The organism is Actinomadura sp. 3N407 (genome assembly GCF_052245875.1).
Lineage (GTDB): Bacteria > Actinomycetota > Actinomycetes > Streptosporangiales > Streptosporangiaceae > Spirillospora.
The window spans coordinates 277432-297452 of the sequence record NZ_JBQQBP010000007.1 but is presented as its reverse complement, the minus strand read 5'-3'; the positions used below and the strand labels follow the sequence as shown (position 1 = coordinate 297452).

Below are 20021 nucleotides of genomic sequence, written 5' to 3'. Positions count from 1 at the left end.
CCCTAGCTCACGTATCGGCGGGCGGTGGACTCCCGCTGGGACGTCTCCAGGCGCCGGAGCCGCTCCTCGACGTCCGGTGGCAGCGTCCGGCGTTCGCGGGCCACCCAGGCCAGCCCGGCGGCGGCCTCGGCGAGCGCGCCCGCCGTGACGCGGTCGCGCGGCAGCGTGCGCAGCAGCCCGGCCGTGCGCCGCACGGCGGCGGGCAGCGGGCGGCGCAGCCAGGTGAACCACAGCGTGTTGCGGATGCCGTGGCGGCGCCGCAGGTGCGGCTCGCGCAGCCGGGACGGTTCGTGGTGCACGACGACGTCGTCGGCGAAGCACAGCTGCCAGCCGAGCGCCATCAGGTCGGCGCCGAGCAGTTCCTCCTCGCCGCCCAGCCACAGCCGCGGGGAGAACCCGCCGGCCTCGCGGAACGCGTCCGTCCTGACCATGGACGCCCCGGCCAGGAACGATCCGAGCGCGGGGCCCGGCAGCCACGGCGGACCGGGCACGGGTGAATGCCGCAGCTCGGGCACGATCGGGTCCTCCCGGCCGCCGGGCTCCACCAGGATCCGCCCGGTGACGACCGCGAGCCGCGGGTGGGCGTCGAGCAGGCCGGCGGCGCGGGACGGCGCGTCCGGTTCCCACCAGGTGTCGTCGTCGCAGAACGCGATGTACGGGGTGCGGACGTGGTCGGCCGCGACGTTGCGGGCCACGGCGCCGAGGTTGCGCGGGGAACGGATCAGCTCGAATTCCGGGAATTGTCCCGCGACGGCGTCGGCGGTGCCGTCACGTGAGGCGTTGTCCACCACGATGACCGGGGGCCGATCGGTGATATCACGCAGGCGCGCGAGTGTCGCGAGCAGCGAGTGCCGCCGGTCTTTGGTGATGACGACAACGGTGTAGCGCATGAAACCGCCAGTACCCACAGTCTTCGCCTCTATGTGCACGCCATGTGATCTATCTGGCACTTCGACGACCAGCGACTTTTCCGACTTCGGCGTTTAGAGCCACTGTTATCGGCAATGTCGAATCACCTATAGGGGATTTGCTCCCGGCGAGAACGCCAAGCGCCGATGGCTACGACGACGTCATCGGCACACCACCGAACGCTGCGCCGAAACGGGGCTTTTACATGCGCGTGCTCGGAATCAATGCGATCTTTCATGACCCGGCCGCCGCGCTGGTGTCGGACGGCACCATCGTCGCCGCGGCGGAAGAGGAACGCTTCAGCCGCCGCAAGCACGGCAAGCGGCCGGTGCCCTTCTCCGGCTGGGAAATGCCCGAGAAGGCGGCCCGGTGGTGCCTTGAGGAGGCCGGGCTCGAACCCGGCGACCTCGACGCCGTCGCCTACTCCTACGATCCCGGCCTCGTCGAGCCGGGCCTCGACGGGCACGACGCCCAGTGGGAGCGGCTGCGCACGCTGTACGCGCGGCGCGCCCCGAACTTCCTGTCGACCGCGCTCCCGGGCCTCGATCCCGGGATCGTCCGGTACGTCCCGCACCATGTGGCGCACGCCGCGTCCGCCGCGCTCGCCGCGCCCGGACCCGGCGACGGCGACGTCCTGGTCCTGGACGGCCGCGGCGAGTCGCACTCGCACCTGGCCGGGACGTACGAGGGCGGCGTCCTGACCCCGCTGCACGCCCAGCGCCTCCCGCACTCGCTCGGGCTCATGTACGAGGACCTCACCGAGCACCTCGGCTTCCTGCGCTCCAGCGACGAGTACAAGGTCATGGCGCTGGCGTCCTACGGCGAGCCGCGCTTCCTGGACGAACTGCGCGAGCACGTCCACGCCACCGGGGACGGCGGCTTCGCCGTCGCGGGCGTCGACTGGGGTGCGCTGGCCAAGGCCCGCAAGCCCGGCGGCGAGTGGACACGCGACCACGCCGACCTCGCCGCGAGCGTCCAGGCCCGGCTTGAGGAGGTGCTGCTGGATCTGGCGGCCTGGCTGCACGGCCGCACCGGCTCCCGGCGTTTGATGCTCGCCGGCGGCGTCGCCCTCAACTGCGTCGCGAACTCCCGGCTCGCCGAGGCCGGGCCGTACGGCGACATCTGGGTCCAGCCCGCCGCGGGCGACGCCGGGACGGCGCTCGGCGCCGCGCTGCACCTGGCGCAGGCCGGCGGCGAGCCGCTGACGGCCATGCCGGGCGCGGACCTCGGCAGGCGGTGGGACGACCGGGAGATCGCCGAACGTCTCGACGTCGCCAAGATCCCGTACGAGCGGCCGGACGACCTGGCCGCCACGGTGGCCGACGCCCTCGCCCGCAACGAGATCGTGGCGTGGTTCCAGGGCCGCTCCGAGTTCGGCCCGCGCGCGCTCGGGCACCGCTCCCTGCTCGCCCATCCGGGTCATGAGGGCAATGTGGAGCGGCTCAACGACGTCAAGGGCCGCGAGCAGTTCCGCCCGATCGCGCCGATGGTCGCGCTCGACCACGCGCCGGAGATCTTCGACGGGCCGCTGCCGAGCCCGTACATGCTGTTCGTCCACCGGGTGCGCCCCGGCTGGCGGGAGCGGATCCCCGCGGTCGTCCACGTGGACGGCACCGCCCGGATCCAGACGGTCGCCGCCGGGGACGAGCCGCTCGTGGCCCGCCTCCTGGAGGAGTTCCGCCGCCGGACCGGCCTGCCCGTCGTGATCAACACCAGCCTGAACACCGCCGGCCGTCCCATGGTCGACGACCCGCGCGACGCGCTGGAGTGCTTCGGGTCCGCCCCGGTGGACCTGCTGGCCATCGGCCCGTACGTGGTCCGCCGCCGGGAGGTGCACGCCCGATGAGCCACACCGTCGTCATCCCGACGATCGGCCGGGAGAGCCTGCGCGTCACCCTGGACGCGCTGCTCGCGGGCCTGGGCGGCGGGAACGGACGCGCACCGCACGAGATCATCGTCGTGGACGACCGTCCCGCGCCGGGCGCGCCGCTCCCCCTGCCGTCGGGCGCGCCGCAGTCCCCCGGACCGGAGATCAGGGTGATCCGCTCCGGGGGCCGCGGCCCCGCCGCCGCCCGGAACGCGGGCTGGCGCGCCGCCACGACCGAATGGGTCGCCTTCCTGGACGACGACGTCGTGCCCGGGCACGGATGGGCCGCCGGGCTGGCCGCCGACCTCGCGGAGCTGCCGCCCGAGGTCGGCGGCTCCCAGGGCCGGGTCACGGTCCCGCTGCCGGGCGACCGGCGCCCGACGGACTGGGAGCGCAACACGGCGGCGCTCGCCGACGCCGACTGGATCACCGCCGACATGGCCTACCGCCGCGGCGTCCTCGCCGAGCTCGGCGGCTTCGACGAACGGTTCCGCCGCGCCTACCGGGAGGACGCCGACCTGGCGCTGCGCGCCATGGACGCCGGGCACGGCCTGGTCCTCGGCGAGCGGCGGCTGACGCACCCCGTCCGCCCGGCCGGCTTCTGGGCTTCGGTGCGGGCGCAGGCGGGCAACGCCGACGACGTCCTCATGTGGCGGGTGCACGGCGGCTCGTGGCGGACCCGTGCCGGCGAGGCCCGCGGCCTCCTCCGCCGCCATGTGCTCACCACCGCGGCCGGCCTTCTGGCGGCGGTCCTGCCCGCGGCGCTCCACGGCCGGCGTTGCGCGGCCACCGCCCTGGTCGCCGGAGGCGTGTGGGGCGCGCTGACCGCCCGGTTCGCCTACGAGCGGATCCGTCCGGGGCCACCGGCGCCGGGCGAGGTCACGAAGATGGTGGTCACCAGCGCCGTCATCCCGCCCGCGGCGGTATGGCACCGGCTGCGGGGACTGGCCGCCCACCGGGGCGCGCGGCCGTGGGGCGGCCCCTGGGTCGTGCTTTTCGACCGCGACGACACCCTCATCCGCGACGTCCCCTACAACGGGAACCCGGCGCGGGTGCGGCCGATGCCGGGGGCGCGGCGCGCCCTGGACCGGCTGCGGCGGCACGGCGTCCGGATCGGGGTCGTGTCCAACCAGTCGGGCGTGGCGAAGGGTCACATCACCGCCGGCGACGTGCGGCGCGTCAACGCGCGCGTCGAGGAGCTCCTCGGGCGCGTCGACGTGTGGGAGTTCTGCCCGCACGACGGCGGCGACGGCTGCGAGTGCCGCAAACCGCGTCCCGGAATGATCGAGCGCGCCGCGCGGCGGCTCGGGGCGCTGCCGTCCGACTGCGCCGTCATCGGCGACGTCGGCGGCGACGTCGAGGCCGCCGCGGCGGCCGGCGCGCGCGGCATCCTCGTCCCGACCGGGCGCACCCGGGCGGCCGAGATCACGCGGGCCGCGGAGACCGCGCCCACGCTGCGGGCGGCCGTCGATCTGGTCCTCGGCGGAAGGCGGCGCCGATGAGGGTCCTCGTCTCCCGCCAGGACAACATCGGCGACGTGCTGCTCGCCGGGCCCGCCGTGCGGGCCGTCGCCGAGCACGCCGACGAGGTCGTGCTGCTGTGCGGCCCGCGCGGGCGCGCCGCCGCCGACCTGCTGCCCGGCGTCGACCGCGTCATCGAATGGCGCGCCCCCTGGATCGACCCGGACCACGTGCCCGTCGAGCCGTCCGAGATCGACGCGCTCACACGCGGGCTCCGGGGGTTCGACCGGGCCCTGATCCTCACGTCGTTCCACCAGTCGCCGCTGCCGCTCGCGCTGCTGCTGCGCCTCGCCGGGACGCCCTGGATCGGCGGCATCAGCGAGGACTACCCCGGTTCGCTGCTCGACCTGCGGCACCGGCCCGGCGAGGACGTGCCCGAGCCGCTGCGGATGCTCGCGCTCGCGGAGGACGCGGGATTCCCGTCCCCGGCCGACACCCGGCTGCGGGTCCGCGGGCCGCTCCCCGCCACCGACCACCTCACCGGCGGCCCCGGATACGTCGTGGTGCATCCCGGGACGTCCGTGCCGGCGCGCGCCTGGCCGCCGGAGCGCTGCGCCGAGGCCGTCCGGCTGCTGGACGCCGCGGGCCACCGCGTCGTCGTCACCGGGCACGGGGACGAGAAGGAGCTCACCGCGTCCGTCGCCGGGGAGGACGGCCTCGACCTCGGCGGCCGGACGACGCTGCCGGAACTGGCGTCCGTGCTGGAAGGGGCATGCGCCGTCGTCGCCGGCAACACGGGCCCCGCGCACCTGGCGGCGGCCGTCGGCACACCGGTCGTGTCGCTGTTCGCACCCACCGTGCCGGCGGCACGGTGGGCGCCGTTCGGCGTCCCGATGGCGCTGCTGGGCGACCAGCGGGCGCCGTGCAAGGACACCCGCGCCCGCGAATGCCCGGTCGACGGGCACCCCTGCCTGTCGTCCGTCAGCGCCGACGAGGTCGCCGCGGCCGTGGAGATCGTCAGGTCGGAGGAGGAGGTGCCCGCCCGGTGAGAGTCCTGATGTGGCACGTGCACGGATCGTGGGCGACGTCGTTCGTCCACGGGCCGCAGACCACGCTCGTTCCGGTCACCCCTGACCGGGGACCGGACGGGAAGGGACGGCCCGACACGTTCCACTGGCCCGGCCGCGCGATCGAGGTCCCGCCGGAGCGGCTGCGCCACGAGGACGTGGACGTCGTCGTCCTGCAGCGCCCCCACGAGCTGCGGCTGGCCGAGGAATGGCTCGGGCGCCGCCCCGGACGCGACGTCCCCGCCGTCTACGTCGAGCACGACACGCCCCGCCGGACACCGTCCGACATCGGCCTCCCCGAGGAGGTCGTCCCCGACAGCCGCCACTTCCTGCACGACCGCTCCGACATCCCGGTCGTGCACGTCACCCACTTCAACCGGCTGTTCTGGAACTGCGGCCGCGCCCCCGCCACGGTCATCGAGCACGGCGTCGTCGACCCCGGCTACCGCTACGCCGCCGACATGCCGCGCGCCGGCGTGGTCATCAACGACCCGCTGCGCCGCGGGCGCGTCGCCGGCACCGACCTGCTCCCCGAACTGGCGGCGGCCGTCCCCCTCGACCTGTTCGGCATGAACGTCACCGGCGTCCCCGGCCGGCTCGGCATCGCCCCCGAATCCCTCTGGACCTTCGAGGACCTGCCGCAGGCGAGGATGCACGGGGAACTCGCCCGCCGACGCGTCTACGTCCACCCCTACCGGTGGACCTCGCTGGGCCTCGCGCTGATCGAGGCCATGATGCTCGGCCTGCCGGTGGTGGCGCTCGCCACCACCGAGGCGGTCGAGGCGGTGCCGCCGGAGGCCGGGGTGCTGTCCACGCGCGTGGCCACGCTGGCCGGCGCCGCGCGGACCCTGGCCGCGGACCCGCCGCGTGCCCGCCAGATGGGCAAGGAGGCGCGGGCCTACGCCGTCGAACGCTACGGCCTGCCGCGGTTCCTGCGCGACTGGCGGCGAACTCTCCAGGAGGTAACGCGATGAAGATAGCCATGATCTCCGAGCACGCCAGCCCCCTGGCCGCCAGGTGCGGCCCCGCGGAGAAGGGGCTGGGCGGGGCGGACGGCGGCGGGCAGAACGTGTTCGTCGCGGAACTGGCCGCCGAACTCGGCAGGCAGGGGCACTACGTCACCGTCTACACGCGGCGCGACGCGCCAGCCCTGCCGGGCCGGGTGCGGTTGGCGCCCGGCGTGGCCGTCGAGCACGTCCCGGCGGGCCCGCCCGAGCGGATCGCCAAGGACGACCTCCTGCCCTGGATGCACGACTTCGGGCGCTACCTCGAACAACGCTGGGCCGCCGATCCGCCCGACGTCGCGCACGCCCACTTCTGGATGAGCGGCCTCGCGGCGATCCAGGCCGCGCAGCCGCCCGGGGCGCGGCACGTGCCCGTCGTGCAGACCTACCACGCGCTCGGCACCGTCAAGCGCCGCCACCAGGGCGACAAGGACACCAGCCCGGCCTCCCGGGTGCGGCTGGAACGCGCGATCGGGCGCGCCGCCGACACCGTGATCGCCACCTGTTCCGACGAGACCGCGGAGCTGACCGCGATGGGCGTCCCGCGCGACCGCGTCCGGGTCGTGCCGTGCGGGGTCGACCTGCGCCTGTTCGCCCCCGGCGGCGACCCGGCCGCCGGGCGGCACCGGCTCGTGGTCCTGTCGCGGCTCGTCGAACGCAAGGGCGTCGACACCGCCATCAGGGCGCTCGCGCGCCTGCCCGGCGCCGAACTGGCCATCGCCGGCGGGCCGCCGCGCGGCGACCTCGACGGCGACGCCGAGGTGCGCAGGCTGCGGAGGGCGGCGCGGGACGCGGGCGTCGCCGGCCGCGTCGAGTTCCTCGGCCGGCTCGGCCGCGACGAGGTGCCGCCGCTGCTGCGTTCGGCGAGCCTCGTGCTCACCCTGCCCTGGTACGAGCCGTTCGGCATGGTGCCGCTCGAGGCGATGGCGTGCGGCGTGCCCGTGGTGGCGAGCGCCGTCGGCGGGCACCTCGACACGGTCGTGGACGGCGTCACCGGAACGCTCGTCCGGCCGCGCGACCCGGACGCCGCCGCCGCGGCGGTCCGTGCGCTGCTGGACGATCCGGCGAAGCGGGCCGCGATGGGGTTCGCGGCGAGCGACCGGGCGCGCGAGCGCTACTCGTGGGCCCGCGTCGCCGCCGACACCGCCGGCGTCTACCAGCACGCGGCCGCCCTGAGCGGGGTGGCGGCATGACGACCGGCACCCCCTCCCAGACCAGGACCGCGACGGCACAGGACCGGCGGCTGGAGGCGCTCGCCCAGGCCGCGCTGCGGTTCCGCGAGCACGTCCCCACGATCGGGGCGTGGGGCCACCGCCTGGCCGGCGTGCTCCGCGGCGGCGGGCGGCTGCTGGCGTGCGGCAACGGGGGCAGCGCCGCCGAGGCGCAGCACCTGACCGCCGAGCTCGTCGGCCGGTTCGAGGACGAGCGCCGGCCGCTGTCGGCGATCCCGCTGCACGCCGACACCTCGTCGGTGACCGCGATCGGCAACGACTACGGGCCGGTCAACATGTTCGCGCGGCAGGTGCAGGCGCACGGCCGGCCCGGCGACGTGCTGGTGTGCCTGTCGACCAGCGGCCGCAGCCCCAACGTGGTCGCGGCGGCGCACCGGGCCCGGCATCTCGGCATCACCGCGTGGGCGATCACCGGGCCGGGTCCGAACGACCTCGCCGAGGCGTGCGACGACGCGATCACCGTCGAGGCCGCCGCCACCTCGACCGTCCAGGAGATCCACCTCGCCGCGATCCACCTGCTGTGCGGGGTGATCGATGATGTTCTGGGGGTGAGACCATGACCGCCCCGCTCGTGGTCGTCGGCGACGTCCTGCTCGACATCGACATCGTCGGCACCAGCAGCCGGCTCTGCCCGGACGCGCCCGTGCCCGTCGTCGAGCAGGCCGAGGAGCGGCCCCGGCCCGGCGGTGCGGGCCTGGCGGCGCTGCTGGCGGCCGCCGCCGGGCGCGAGGCGGTGCTGGTCACCGCGCTCGCCGACGACGAACCCGGCCGGCGGCTGCGCGCGATGCTGGAGAAGCACGTGGAGGTCGCCGCGTTCCACCTGCACGGCGGCACCCCGTGCAAGCTGCGCATCCGGTCCGGGGGACAGTCGGTGGCGCGGCTCGACGCCGGGGAGGGGCAGGCCCTCGACGGGCCCGTCGGCCCGCGCGTCGCCGACGCGATCTCCGGGGCGGGCACCGTGCTGGTCGCCGACTACGGCCGCGGCGTCACCCGGCACCGCGCCGTCCGGTCCCTGCTCGGCGAACTGCCCGCGAGCGTCCCCGTCGTGTGGGACCCGCATCCGCGCGGCGAGCCGCCCGTCCCCGGCGTCCGGCTCCTCACCCCGAACGCGCGGGAGGCCGCCCGGCTCGCCGCCGCCGACGGCGCCGACATCAGCGGGTCCGGGCTGTCGGCCGCCGGACGGTGCGGCCGGCACCTCGGCCGCGCCTGGGGCATCGAGGGCGTCGCGGTCACCCTCGGCGCGGAGGGGGCGCTGCTCTGCGACGGGTCGGAGGCGCCGTTCCTGGCGCCCGCGCGGCCCGCCCGGGGCGACTCGTGCGGCGCGGGCGACAGCTTCGCCGCCGGCGCCGCGGGCGTGCTCGCCGACGGCGGGACGCTCACCGACGCCGTCACCGAGGGCGTCCACCACGCGTCGGAGTTCGTCCGCGCCGGCGCCGCCGCGGCCCTCGCGGCGCAGCTCGCCGAGACCGGCACGGCACGGCTCGTCCCCGAGCGCGGCGAGGACGCCTGGGACGTCGTCGAGCGGACGCGGCGGGCGGGCGGGACGGTCGTGGCGACCGGCGGCTGCTTCGACCTGCTCCACGCGGGCCACGTCAGCATGCTCCAGCAGGCGCGGCGGCTCGGCGACTGCCTGATCGTCTGCGTCAACTCCGACGCCTCCGTGCGGCGCCGCAAGGGGCCGACGCGCCCCGTCACGCCCGCCGCCGACCGCGTCCGGGTGCTGGAGGCGCTCAGCGACGTCGACGCCGCGGTGGTGTTCGACGACGACACCCCGGCCCCGCTGCTGGAACGGCTCCGCCCGGACGTCTGGGTGAAGGGCGCCGACTACGCCGGGACCACGCTGCCCGAGGCCGAGACGGTCCGGGCCCACAACGGCGAGGTGGTCCTGCTGCCCCTGCTGGAGGGGCGCTCGACCACGCGCCTGCTGTCGACCACGAAGGGAACCGCGTCATGAACGTCCTCATCACCGGCGGCGCCTCGGGACTCGGCGCGGCCGTCGCGCGGAAGGTCGCCGACGACGGGGGGCGCCCCCTCGTCCTCGACCGGCATCCGCCGAAGGACGACTTCGAGCACATGCAGGCCGACCTGGCCGACCGCAGGTGCGCCGAACGCGCCGTGCACGGCCTGGCCCGCGCCGCCGGGGGCCTGAACGCCGTCGTCACCGCCGCCGGCATCGACGCCTGCGGGACGCTGTGCGACGTGCCCGCCGAGGACTGGGAGCGGGTCGTCCAGGTGAACCTGCTGGGCACCGCCGCCGTCGTCCGCGCCGCGCTCCCCTACCTGGAGAACGAGCCGGCCGGACGCATCGTGACCGTCGCGTCCACGCTGGGGTTCCGGGCCATGAGCGACGCCACCGCGTACTGCGCGTCCAAGTTCGGCGTCGTCGGGTTCACCCGGGCCCTCGCCGCCGAGATGGCCGGGCGGGTCGGCGTCACCATGGTCGTGCCCGGCGGCATGGACACCGCGTTCTTCGACGACCGCGCCGAGCGGTACAGGCCGGGCCCGGACGCCAAGCTGAACCGGCCCGAGAACGTGGCGGCGGCCGTCGCGTTCGCGCTGTCCCAGCCCGCCGGGTGCGAGGTGCGGGAACTGGTCGTCTGCCCCTCGCGGGAACCGTCGTGGCCGTGACCGCGCCGGCGGCGGACGGCCGGGTCCTGGTGCTGCGCGCCCTCGGCCTCGGGGACCTGCTGACCGGCGTCCCGGCGCTGCGGGCGGTGCGGCGCGGGATGCCCGGCGCCCGGATCACGCTCGCCGTCCCGGCGGGGCTCGGCTTCCTCGCCCGCGCCACCGGCGCGGTCGACGACGTCCTTCCCGCGGAGGGCCTGGAGCCGCTGCCGGCCGCCGGTCCGGTGGACGTGGCCGTCAACCTGCACGGCCGCGGCCCGCGGAGCCACCGGCTCCTCACGGCGCTGCGGCCCGGCCGGCTGCTGGCGTTCGCCTGCGCCGGAGCGGGCCACGCCGGCGGGCCCGGCTGGGATCCGGGCGAGCACGAGGTGGCGCGCTGGTGCCGGCTCGTGTCGGCGTACGGGTTCGACGCCGACCCCGCCGACCTGGACCTGCCCGCGCCCGCGCTCCCGTCGCCCGCGCCGGGCGCCGTCGTCGTCCATCCGGGCGCGGCGTTCCCGGCGCGCCGCTGGCCCGCCGACCGGTTCGCGGCCGTCGCGGCGGCGCTGCGGGACGGCGGCGAACGCGTCGTCGTCACCGGCGGCCCCGCGGAGACGGCGATCGCGCGCCGCGTGGTGGAACTCGCCGGGCTGGACGGGCGGGCCGACCTGTCGGGCCGCACCCGCCTCCCGGAACTGGCCGCGCTCATCGCGGGCGCCCGGCTGGTGGTGTGCGGCGACACCGGCGTCGCGCACCTCGCGACCGCGTTCCGGACCCCGTCGGTGCTGCTGTTCGGCCCGACGCCGCCCGACCGGTGGGGGCCGCCCGACCGCGCCGAGCACCTGGTCCTGTGGGCCGGACGGCGGGGCGACCCGCACGGCCGCGAGCCGCATCCGGGCCTGCTCGAGATCTCCGCCGGCCAGGCGGTCGAAGCCGCCGGCCGGGCGCTCACCCGCAACCGCTGAAGGGGGACATGATGAGACATCCACGCGCCGTCGTCACCGGAGGATCCGGATTCCTCGGCTCGCACCTGTGCGAGGCGCTGCTGGCCCAGGGGATCTCGGTGGTGTGCCTGGACAACCTGCTGACCGGCACGTCCCGCAACATCGCGCACCTGACCGGACGGCGCGACTTCCGGTTCCTGAGACGCGACCTCACCGAGCCGGTCAGCGTCCCCGGCGAGGTCGGCTACGTCTTCCACCTGGCCTCGGCGGCGTCCCCGGCCGACTACCTGCGGCTGCCGATCCAGACCCTGGAGGTCGGCAGCCAGGGCACCCGCAACGCCCTCGAACTCGCCGAGGCCAAGGACGCCCGCTTCGTGCTCGCCTCCACGTCCGAGGTGTACGGGGACCCGCTGGTGCATCCGCAGCCCGAGTCGTACTGGGGCAACGTGAACCCGGTCGGGCCGCGCAGCGTCTACGACGAGGCCAAGCGGTTCGGCGAGGCGCTGACGTCGGCGTTCCGGCACTCCCGCGGCCTCGGCACCGCGATCGTGCGGATCTTCAACACCTACGGGCCGCGGATGCGCCCCGACGACGGCCGGGCCATCCCGACGTTCCTGCGGCAGGCGCTGACCGGCGAGGACCTCACGGTGACCGGGGACGGCACCCAGACCCGCTCGATCTGCCACGTGGACGACACCGTCCGGGGCGTCATCGCCCTCGCCCTGTCCGACCATCCGGGCCCGGTCAACATCGGCAGCCCGTACGAGGTCTCCATGGCCGAGCTCGCGGAACTGATCATCGGCCTGACCGGCTCCCCGTCCCGGGTCCGCTTCGTCGACCGCCCGGTGGACGACCCGCACGTCCGGCGGCCCGACACCGCGCTGGCCGAGGAGGTGCTCGGCTGGCGTCCCCGGGTCTCCGTCGAGGACGGCCTGCGCAGCACGATCGAGTGGTTCGCCCGGGAACTCCTGGTCGCCCGCCCCGCCTGACCGGGCCCGGCCTGGGCGGACGCCCGCAGCCGGACGGCCGCGATGAGGCCGCCTCATCGCGGTCGTTCCCGTCCCAGGGCCCTGCCCGCACGCCCGGGGACGGGCGCCGTTCAGTCGTTGTGGCCGGCCGCCACCAGGTCCCTGAGGTCGGCGGGGAGGCTGTGGCGCACCTTCTGCGCGATCGCGCCCTGGGTGGCCTCGTCGGTCACCTCCAGCACGACCCGCGCCAGGTACGCGGACCGGGGCTCGTCGGCGCCGGATCTGGCGGCGACCCGCTCGATGAAGTCGTGCCTGTCGAACCGCTCGCCGGTGCCCGCGCCGCCGTAGACCTCCGTCCGGCGCAGATGCTCGCCGATCTCGTGCGGCAGCTGCGCCGCGAGGTTGTCGGCGAGCCCCTCCGGGATCCGTTCGCCGAGCGTCTCCAGGACGGCGCGGGTCGCCCGCTCCGCCTCACCGTGGCCGGAGAGCCGTGCACGGGCCTGGACCTGTCCGATGAATTCCTCGTGCCGCATGACGGACGCTCCTTCCTATGTCTGAAATGCAGAAACTGCCCGTTATGGACGGTCCTTAACGTGCGCCGAGCACGTCCATCAGCTCACCGATCATGGATCCGTCGGGCGGCAGGGCGGGGGCGCGCCCGGCCCCCTCGGGCGACAGGCACCACTCCCACCACCGGTCCAGTTCCCGCGGGTCCAGCAGCGGCCCCTCCCGCTCCGTCTCCCCCCGCTCCGGCCCTCCGCGCTCCGGGACGGTGACGACGGCCGGCCACGACCACGCCCGTGCCTGCGCGGTCACCTTCGCGCCGCCGCCCACCGGGTCCACGGCCAGCGCGGGAACCCCGTTCTTCAGCGCCAGGACGAGGCCGTGCAGCCGCGTCGTGACGACCACGTCGAGCCTGCGCAGTGCCGACTCCAGCTCCGCCGCCGTCGTGAAGAGGCGCCAGTCGCGCGGATCGAGCCGCGTGTCGAGGGGCAGCCGGGCGCACTCGCGGGCGCCGAGCCACTCCGTCAGCTCCCGCTCGATCCGGTCGTGCCGCCGCCGCGTCCCGTACTCGGCCTGCCCCGGCGCCAGCACGACCCCGGCGACGGGCACCGACGGAGTCGGCGGAAGCGCCGCCAGGTCGTGCCGCGGCGCCGCCGCGGGCGTGTCGCGCGCGAGGACGGCGTCGAACCCGGTGACCGCAGGGTCGTCCGGATCGATGACCGAGACCCCGACGGCGACGCGGGCGCATCCCGCGTACCGGCGGTGCAGTTCCTCGATCTGCCGGCCGTGCAGCGGCCCGCAGGCGAACACGAGATGGGTGTAGCGGGCGGGGTCGGCCCGGCCGAGGTCCAGCCCGCCCGGCCGGAAGACCGGGCTCCACGCGACGTCGCACCGGACCCCGTTGCCGGCCAGCGCCCCCCGCACCGCCTCCATCGCCAGCACGTCGCCCGCCGTGGCCTCACCGTGCAGGAAGCTCGGCCATCCGGTCACCAGGACACGCATCCGCTAGCCGCCTTCCGCGACCTCGATCCTCGTCAGATGCCTCTCCAGGACGGGGAGGGCGTTCTCCGCGAGGTTCCTGACCGCCGGCGTCCGCCCCTTGGAGACCTCCGTCCGGGCGGCGGAGATGGCCCTCTCATGCGCCGCGGACATGGCGGTGAGCCAATGGATGTCGAACAGCCGTCCCGACGCGCTCTTCAGCTCGTCGGCCTTGACCCGCTGCCTGGCGGACGGCGCGCGGGGCAGTTCCACCCCGAGGCGGTTCGCGACCGCCGTCAGCTTCGCGTCGAGGTCGCGGTGGTCCCGGACCAGCATCGCTCCGATCGACCTGACCTCCGGTGTGGTGCCCCTCCGCTGAGCGATCCGGCCGGCGTCGATCTCCGCCAGGTTCCCCCGGTGGGCCGTGCGCATCCACGTCTTGTCCTGCTCGGACGGCGGGCTCGGAGGCGCGGACCTGGGCGCCCGGGCGGGCGTGAGGTCCACCGTCTTGGTGCCGCACGCCGCGGGCGCGGCGGCCGCCACGGCGGCGAGCGAGACGGCGAGCAGGCGACTGCGCATCATGGTGATCTCTCCGGCGAGGCGGCGTCCTGCGTGCCTGCTACCCGTGACCGTCGGTCCCATGTCCGCCGGGGCCGGCGGGTCCGCCCGCCCGTCCCGGCCGGCGGGAGGGTACCCCGGGCAGAAGGTGGTACTGCCCGTGCCGTAACAGTTGAGACACCTACCGGTTTACCGAAACGACCGGATGGGCAAAGTCACGTCGCGGCCCACTCGCGAGATCAGAGCCAGGTGCTCGGATCTGCGAGCCTGGGCCGCACCAGCGTTCACGCGGCCTCTACCCCCCGACGCCCCGGTCAACCGCCGGCGAGCCGGGCGGCGGCCAGTCCGCAGTAGGCCGCGGCGAGCCCCGCGGCGACACTGCCGGCGGCGTTGAGCAGCGCGTGGAGGCGCGCTCCGTCCTCCGCCAGCCGGACGGTCTCGTAGCCGAACGTGGAGTACGTGCTCAGGGCACCGCAGAAGCCCGTCCCGGCGAAGGCCATCACGCCGCCGCCGGCGGGTACGGCCGCCAGGAAGCCCAGGAGGAACGACCCCGCGACGTTGACGGTCAGCGTCCCCCAAGGGAACACCGAACCGTGCCGGGCCTGCACGGCGCGGTCGGCCAGGTAGCGCAGCGGAGCGCCGAGCGCGGCGCCCAGCGCGACCAGCAGGACGGTCACGCGGCGCCCTCCGCGGCACGCCGCCGGGTCAGCGACCGGGTGACCAGTACCCCCGCGAGGACGGCGGCGAGCGCGGCGGCCGGCGTCGACGCGAGGTACAGCAGCGCCACCCCCGGCGCCCCGCCGTCCACGGCCCGCTGGATGTCGGTGCTGTAGGTCGAGAACGTGGTGAAGCCGCCGAGCACCCCGACCCCGAGGAACGGCCGCACCAGCCGGTGCACCCGCCACGTCTCGGTGACGAGCACCATCAGCACCCCGATCGCCAGGCAGCCGGAGACGTTGATCCAGAAGACCGCCCAGGGGAACTCCCCCGGCCCGTACGGGAACGCGCCGGTCAGCCCGTACCGCGCCAGCGCCCCGGCGACGCCGCCCGCCGAGACGGCGCCGAGCGTCGCCCACGGCGCGCGCCGCAGCTCGGCGCGCTGCTCCGGCACATGAAGATCGACATCGGGATCGACGGGACGGCCCCTCCTGGGCATGGCGCACTCCTACCAGCGGCTGCACTTCACCGGCAGGGACCGTTGGCGGAGGTCCGCGGTTCACCCGTCCCGGGCACGGCGGGCCCCACCGCCGCGGCCCCGCTCCACCGGGGCGCTCGCACGAGTCTACGCCGCCCCGGGTCAGGGTTCGGGGCGGTCCACCTGCCCGCGCCAGCCACCGGTCTGGACGCCCCGCGCCTCGATGAAGGTCTTGAAACGCTGCAGGTCGCCCTTGACCCGGTGGCCGAGTGCGCCGAGCCTGTCACCGGCCTTCTCCGCGAGCCCCTCCGGGTCGATCTCCATCTGGGCCGTGACGCGCGTGGTGGTCTCGTCCAGCCGGTGGAAGGTCACCACCCCGGCGTGCGTCGGCCCCTCCAGGGACTTCCAGGCGACGCGCTCGTCGGGCAGCTGCTCGGTGATCCTCGCGTCGAACTCGCGGGTGACGCCGGCGATCCGCGTCCTCCAGCGGACGGTGGTGTCGTCGAGCTGGCGGACCTCCTCGACACCGTCCATGAACTGCGGGAACGTCTCGAACTGCGTCCACTGGTCATAGGCGGTGCGGATCGGGACGGTGACGTTGACCGACTCGGTGATCGTGCTCACGGCTCCCCCTCATGCGTCACCCGGGCGGTACCCGGGGCCGCGTCCTTTATCCGGGTCCGCGGCCGCGGCGCGGTGCCCGGGAGGCCCGATTCCCCACGTGGGCGGCGGTTTCAGTGTGATCGGAGGATTGACGGGTAGTGGGACGGGACCGAGCGAACGCCCCCTGCCTCGCCGGCTTCTCCGGAAGGGAGACGACCCGCATGACGTCGGCGCAGTCCACCACCACCCGGTTCAACGACGGACAGACTGAGATACTGCTGGCGGAGATGAACCGGCTCCCGGAGGACGATCCCCGGCGAGAACGGTTGCGGGCGCGCATCGTCGACATGCACGCCCCCCTCGTCCGCGGCGTGGCCCGCCGGTACGCCAACCGCGGGGAGCCCATCGACGACCTTCAGCAGGTCGCCTACCTGGGCCTGGTCAAGGCCATCAACCGGTTCGACCCCGGCATCGGCGACCGGTTCGTCACCTACGCCTACCCGGTGGTGACCGGGGAGGTGAAGCGCCACTTCCGCGACAAGACGTGGGGCATCCGGGTGTCGCGCCGCATCCAGGAGCTGCGCCCCATCCTTCAGCGCACCATGCAGGAGTTCACCCGCGAGCACGGCCGCTCCCCCACCACCGCCGAGATCTCCGCGCTCATGGGCGTCACCGAGGAGGAGACGGTCGAGGTCATCATCGCCTGCGACGCCTACCGCCCGCTGTCGCTGGAGGCGCCGGCCGACGGCTCGCAGAGCGGCGACAACGGCACGGTCGGCGAGTACCTCGGATCCGACGACCCGGCGCTGGACAACTTCATCGACGGCCACGCCCTCGGCCCGCTCATCGACGAGCTCCCCGAACGCGAGCGGACGATCCTGCTGCTGCGGTTCTTCGGCAACAAGACCCAGACGCAGATCGCCGAGCAGATCGGCCTGTCCCAGATGCACGTCTCGCGGCTGCTCCGCGCCACCCTGGACCGGCTCCGCGCCGGGCTGCTGGCGGAACGGTGACCCGGCGGCCCAGGGCCGTCGCCTTCGACGTGATCGAGACGCTGATGTCGCTGGAGCCGCTGCGGGCCCGGTTCGAGGACATCGGGCTCCCCGGCGGCGCGCTGGAGACGTGGTTCGCCCGCACACTGCGCGACGGCATGGCGCTGACGGCGACCGGCGACTACGCGCCGTTCCGCCGGGTCGCCGAGGGCGCGCTCCGCGCCGTGTCCGGGCAGCGCGCCGACGACGCGGCGGTCGCTCACGTCCTCGACGGGTTCGCCGCGCTGCCCGCCCATCCCGACGTGGAACCCGCCCTGCGGCGCCTGGCGGCGGCGGGCGTGCCCGCCGTGTGCCTGACCAACGGGGCCGCGGACACCACCATGGCGTTCCTGGACCGCGCGGAGCTCACCGACCTGGTCGACCGGGTGATCACGGTCGAGGAGGTCGGGCGGTGGAAGCCCCCGGCCGTCGTGTACCGGCACGCCGCGGCCGTGGCGGGCGTGCCCGCCGACCGGCTCGCGCTGGTGGCGGCGCACGCCTGGGACTGCCACGGCGCCAAGCGGGCGGGGCTCGTCACCGGGTGGGTCGGGCGGCTCGAAGGCCGCTACGGCGACGTCTTCGCGCCGCCCGACGTGACCGGCGACGACCTGGTCCAGGTGGTGGAACGGCTCCTCACGCTGGACGGCGCCTGACGGCGCCGCCGGTCAGGGCTTGGGAAGCGCGCACGCCTCGTCCAGCACGACGTCGTTGCCCTTGCCGATGCAGCGGGCGAGCAGGTGCGTCTGCTGGCCGTAGTTGATGCCGTGGCGGACGGTGACGTCGCCGTCACGGCCGACCTCGCACGGGTTGTTGAGCGTGCAGCGCTCACCGTCCTCGTTGCCGGTGTTGTTGACCCCGACGACGCGGCGCGTCCGGACGTCGATGATCGGCGAGCCGGACGTGCCGCCGATGGTGTCGCACTCCGGCGTGTACCGGATGGAGTTCTTCCACGTCCAGCCCGCCTCGCGCAGCCGGTAGACGGTGTCGTCGATCTTGCAGCCGTAGATCGTCCTCCAGTAGCCCGACACGACCCGGATCTCGGTGCCGTCATGCGGCCTGGCCGGCGACAGGCGCAGCGCCGGGATGCCGTACCGCTGCCGGATGGCGGCGTAGGTGGTGTCGAGCCGGTAGACCGTGACGTCGGTGTCGGTCATCGTCGCGTACTCGACCTTGGTGGCCCGGAGGGAGCCCAGTTCCTTCTCGCCCGTCCGGTCGAGGAGCGTGAACGTCCGCGACGACTCCTGGTCCACGATGACCTCGCCGGCCTCGGGCATGCCCGTCTCCAGGCAGTGGCCGTTGGTCAGGACCAGCGCCGCGTCGGTGTCGCGGGACCGCGGCCCGCGCACGAGGGACCCCGAGCAGTTGCTGAGCGCGACGATGCCGGTGAAGTCGACCTCCGCCCCGGGCTTGTGCGGGGCGGGCGCCGCCGGGGCGGCCTGCGCGGCGCCGGTGACGGCGAGCGTCGCGGCGCCGGTGACGGCGGCCAGGGCGACTGCGGCGAGGCGGCGTCTGGTCATGGGGATCCTCTCGGGGCGGGCCGGCGGAAACGCACCGGCCGGTGACGACGCTGTCCGGCCGGATGCTAGATCATCTCCGCCCGCGAAAGAAGGGCCTCCGCCGCCCGGGTTCCCTCAGTCGACGTCCACCCAGCCGTAGGTCCGTTCGACGGCCTTCTTCCAGCCGGCGTAGCCGGTCTGGCGTTGCCGGTCGTTCCAGGTGGGTTCCCAGCGGCGGTCTTCGTTCCAGTTCTGGCGGAGTTCGTCGGTGGTGTTCCAGAAGCCGGTGGCCAGGCCGGCGGCGTAGGCGGCGCCCAGGGCGGTGGTCTCGGCGACGACGGGGCGGGAGACCGGGACGCCGAGGATGTCGGCCTGCATCTGCATGCACAGTTCGTTGGCGGTGACGCCGCCGTCGACCTTGAGGACGTCCAGGGAGACGCCGGAGTCCTCGCGCATGGCCTCGACGACGTCGCGGGATTGGTAGCAGATCGATTCCAGGGTGGCGCGGGCCAGGTGGGCGTTGGTGTTGAAGCGCGACAGCCCGACGATGGCGCCGCGGGCGTCCGAGCGCCAGTAGGGGGCGAACAGGCCGGAGAAGGCGGGGACGAAGTAGACGCCGCCGTTGTCGTCGACCTGCCGGGCCAGGGCTTCGCTCTGGGCGGCGCCGGAGATGATGCCGAGCTGGTCGCGCAGCCATTGCACCGCCGACCCCGTCACCGCGATCGACCCCTCCAGCGCGTACACGGGCGCGTGGTCACCGAACTTGTAGCAGACGGTGGTGAGCATCCCCGCCTGCGACCTGACCAGTTCCTCGCCGGTGTTGAGGAGGAGGAAGTTGCCGGTGCCGTAGGTGTTCTTGGCCTCGCCGGGCGCGAAGCACACCTGCCCGACCGTCGCGGCCTGCTGGTCCCCGAGGATCCCGGTGAGCGGCACCTCGCCGCCGAACGGTCCGTCCGCGCGGGTCGTCCCGTACGGCTCGGGCGCGGAGGACGGCTTGATCTGCGGAAGCATCTGCCGCGGGATGCCGAAGAACGACAGGAGTTCGTCGTCCCAGTCGAGGGTCTCCAGGTCCATCAGCATGGTGCGGCTGGCGTTGGTCGGATCGGTGACGTGCACACCGCCGTCCGTCCCGCCCGTGAGGTTCCACAGCACCCACGTGTCGATGTTGCCGAAGATCGCGTCGCCGTTCTCGGCCGCCTGGCGGACGCCGTCGACGTTCTCCAGGATCCACTGGACCTTGCCGCCGGAGAAGTACGTTGCGGGCGGCAGGCCCGCGCGGTGCCGGATCGTCTCGCCCCTGCCGTCCCGTTCGAGCGCGGAGGCGATGCGGTCGGTGCGGGTGTCCTGCCAGACGATCGCGTTGTAGTACGGGCGGCCGGTCCGCCGGTTCCACACCACCGCCGTCTCGCGCTGGTTGGTGATGCCCAGCGCGGCCAGGTCGGCATGGCCGAGATCGGCCTTGTTGAGGGTGGACTGGACGACGGCGCGGGTCCGTTCCCAGATCTCGGTGGGGTTGTGCTCGACCCAGCCCGCCTGCGGCAGGATCTGGTCGTGTTCGAGCTGGTGGCGGGCGATCTCGTTGCCGCCGTGATCGAAGATCATGAAGCGGGTGCTCGTGGTGCCCTGGTCGAGCGCTCCGACGAAGTCGGCCATGGACTTCT

The 20021-nt window shown here is 74.8% G+C and carries 21 protein-coding genes; 12 read left to right on the top strand and 9 right to left on the bottom strand.

Annotation, left to right across the window (positions count from 1 at the left end):
- Positions 1-2 precede the first annotated feature (2 nt).
- Positions 3-890 (bottom strand): glycosyltransferase family 2 protein, encoded by an 888-nt coding sequence (locus tag ACTWPP_RS20135; RefSeq protein WP_443105833.1) that lies wholly within the window; start codon positions 888-890, stop codon positions 3-5.
- A gap of 224 nt (positions 891-1114) precedes the next feature.
- On the opposite strand from ACTWPP_RS20135, the gene ACTWPP_RS20130 reads away from it, so the two are divergent.
- From ACTWPP_RS20130 to ACTWPP_RS20085, 10 genes are read left to right on the top strand one after another with little or no spacing between them, the layout of a single operon-like run.
- Positions 1115-2755, top strand: coding sequence for a carbamoyltransferase family protein (locus tag ACTWPP_RS20130; RefSeq protein WP_443105832.1), 1641 nt, complete (start codon positions 1115-1117; stop codon positions 2753-2755).
- A complete protein-coding gene (locus tag ACTWPP_RS20125; protein ID WP_443105831.1) occupies positions 2752-4278 on the top strand; it encodes an HAD-IIIA family hydrolase in 1527 nt (508 codons plus the stop codon). Before ACTWPP_RS20130 ends, ACTWPP_RS20125 begins: the two co-directional genes overlap by 4 nt.
- Positions 4275-5285, top strand: coding sequence for a glycosyltransferase family 9 protein (locus ACTWPP_RS20120; protein ID WP_443105830.1), 1011 nt, complete (start codon positions 4275-4277; stop codon positions 5283-5285). The genes ACTWPP_RS20125 and ACTWPP_RS20120 overlap by 4 nt, the downstream gene beginning before the upstream one ends.
- Entirely contained in the window at positions 5282-6277 is a 996-nt protein-coding gene (locus tag ACTWPP_RS20115; RefSeq protein ID WP_443105829.1) for a glycosyltransferase family 4 protein, read from the top strand. The genes ACTWPP_RS20120 and ACTWPP_RS20115 overlap by 4 nt, the downstream gene beginning before the upstream one ends.
- Positions 6274-7500, top strand: a complete 1227-nt coding sequence (locus ACTWPP_RS20110; RefSeq protein ID WP_443105828.1) for a glycosyltransferase — start codon at positions 6274-6276, stop codon at positions 7498-7500. Before ACTWPP_RS20115 ends, ACTWPP_RS20110 begins: the two co-directional genes overlap by 4 nt.
- On the top strand, positions 7497-8099 hold the full coding sequence (locus ACTWPP_RS20105) for a D-sedoheptulose-7-phosphate isomerase (protein ID WP_443105827.1): 603 nt from the start codon (positions 7497-7499) through the stop codon (positions 8097-8099). Before ACTWPP_RS20110 ends, ACTWPP_RS20105 begins: the two co-directional genes overlap by 4 nt.
- Positions 8096-9493, top strand: a complete 1398-nt coding sequence (locus ACTWPP_RS20100; RefSeq protein ID WP_443105826.1) for a PfkB family carbohydrate kinase — start codon at positions 8096-8098, stop codon at positions 9491-9493. Before ACTWPP_RS20105 ends, ACTWPP_RS20100 begins: the two co-directional genes overlap by 4 nt.
- Positions 9490-10167 carry an SDR family oxidoreductase gene (locus ACTWPP_RS20095; protein ID WP_443105825.1) on the top strand — a complete coding sequence of 226 codons (678 nt, stop codon included), beginning with the start codon at positions 9490-9492 and terminating at the stop codon, positions 10165-10167. The genes ACTWPP_RS20100 and ACTWPP_RS20095 overlap by 4 nt, the downstream gene beginning before the upstream one ends.
- The gene (locus ACTWPP_RS20090; protein ID WP_443105824.1) at positions 10158-11108 is read left to right on the top strand and encodes a glycosyltransferase family 9 protein; all 951 of its coding nucleotides are present in this window, start codon (positions 10158-10160) and stop codon (positions 11106-11108) included. Before ACTWPP_RS20095 ends, ACTWPP_RS20090 begins: the two co-directional genes overlap by 10 nt.
- 11 nt (positions 11109-11119) lie before the next feature.
- On the top strand, positions 11120-12076 hold the full coding sequence (locus ACTWPP_RS20085) for an NAD-dependent epimerase/dehydratase family protein (RefSeq protein ID WP_443105984.1): 957 nt from the start codon (positions 11120-11122) through the stop codon (positions 12074-12076).
- Between the two features lie 110 nt (positions 12077-12186).
- Here ACTWPP_RS20085 and ACTWPP_RS20080 read toward each other — a convergent pair whose 3' ends face one another.
- From ACTWPP_RS20080 to ACTWPP_RS20055, 6 genes are all read right to left on the bottom strand, one after another.
- Complete coding sequence (locus tag ACTWPP_RS20080; protein WP_443105823.1) at positions 12187-12588, bottom strand: DUF2267 domain-containing protein; 402 nt, start codon at positions 12586-12588, stop codon at positions 12187-12189.
- 55 nt (positions 12589-12643) lie between these two features.
- On the bottom strand, positions 12644-13561 hold the full coding sequence (locus tag ACTWPP_RS20075; RefSeq protein ID WP_443105822.1) for a polysaccharide pyruvyl transferase family protein: 918 nt from the start codon (positions 13559-13561) through the stop codon (positions 12644-12646).
- Between the two features lie 3 nt (positions 13562-13564).
- Positions 13565-14119 carry a DUF4142 domain-containing protein gene (locus ACTWPP_RS20070; RefSeq protein ID WP_443105821.1) on the bottom strand — a complete coding sequence of 185 codons (555 nt, stop codon included), beginning with the start codon at positions 14117-14119 and terminating at the stop codon, positions 13565-13567.
- Between the two features lie 290 nt (positions 14120-14409).
- Positions 14410-14772: a fluoride efflux transporter CrcB gene (gene crcB, locus ACTWPP_RS20065; RefSeq protein WP_443105820.1), complete on the bottom strand. Its 363-nt coding sequence runs from the start codon at positions 14770-14772 to the stop codon at positions 14410-14412.
- Complete coding sequence (locus tag ACTWPP_RS20060) at positions 14769-15251, bottom strand: fluoride efflux transporter FluC (RefSeq protein ID WP_443105819.1); 483 nt, start codon at positions 15249-15251, stop codon at positions 14769-14771. Before ACTWPP_RS20060 ends, crcB begins: the two co-directional genes overlap by 4 nt.
- Positions 15252-15392: 141 nt before the next feature.
- Complete coding sequence (locus ACTWPP_RS20055) at positions 15393-15854, bottom strand: SRPBCC family protein (RefSeq protein ID WP_443105818.1); 462 nt, start codon at positions 15852-15854, stop codon at positions 15393-15395.
- A 200-nt stretch (positions 15855-16054) separates the two neighbouring features.
- Here ACTWPP_RS20055 and ACTWPP_RS20050 point away from each other — a divergent pair, with 200 nt between their 5' ends.
- Both ACTWPP_RS20050 and ACTWPP_RS20045 read left to right on the top strand, forming a co-directional pair.
- Positions 16055-16846 (top strand): SigB/SigF/SigG family RNA polymerase sigma factor, encoded by a 792-nt coding sequence (locus ACTWPP_RS20050; protein ID WP_443105817.1) that lies wholly within the window; start codon positions 16055-16057, stop codon positions 16844-16846.
- Entirely contained in the window at positions 16843-17517 is a 675-nt protein-coding gene (locus ACTWPP_RS20045; protein ID WP_443105816.1) for a haloacid dehalogenase type II, read from the top strand. The genes ACTWPP_RS20050 and ACTWPP_RS20045 overlap by 4 nt, the downstream gene beginning before the upstream one ends.
- Before the next feature lie 12 nt (positions 17518-17529).
- On the opposite strand, the gene ACTWPP_RS20040 is transcribed toward ACTWPP_RS20045, so the two are convergent.
- Together ACTWPP_RS20040 and glpK are read right to left on the bottom strand one after the other, a co-directional pair.
- Complete coding sequence (locus ACTWPP_RS20040; RefSeq protein ID WP_443105815.1) at positions 17530-18381, bottom strand: S1 family peptidase; 852 nt, start codon at positions 18379-18381, stop codon at positions 17530-17532.
- A gap of 114 nt (positions 18382-18495) precedes the next feature.
- Positions 18496-20013, bottom strand: coding sequence for a glycerol kinase GlpK (gene glpK / locus ACTWPP_RS20035; RefSeq protein WP_443105814.1), 1518 nt, complete (start codon positions 20011-20013; stop codon positions 18496-18498).
- Positions 20014-20021 lie beyond the last annotated feature (8 nt).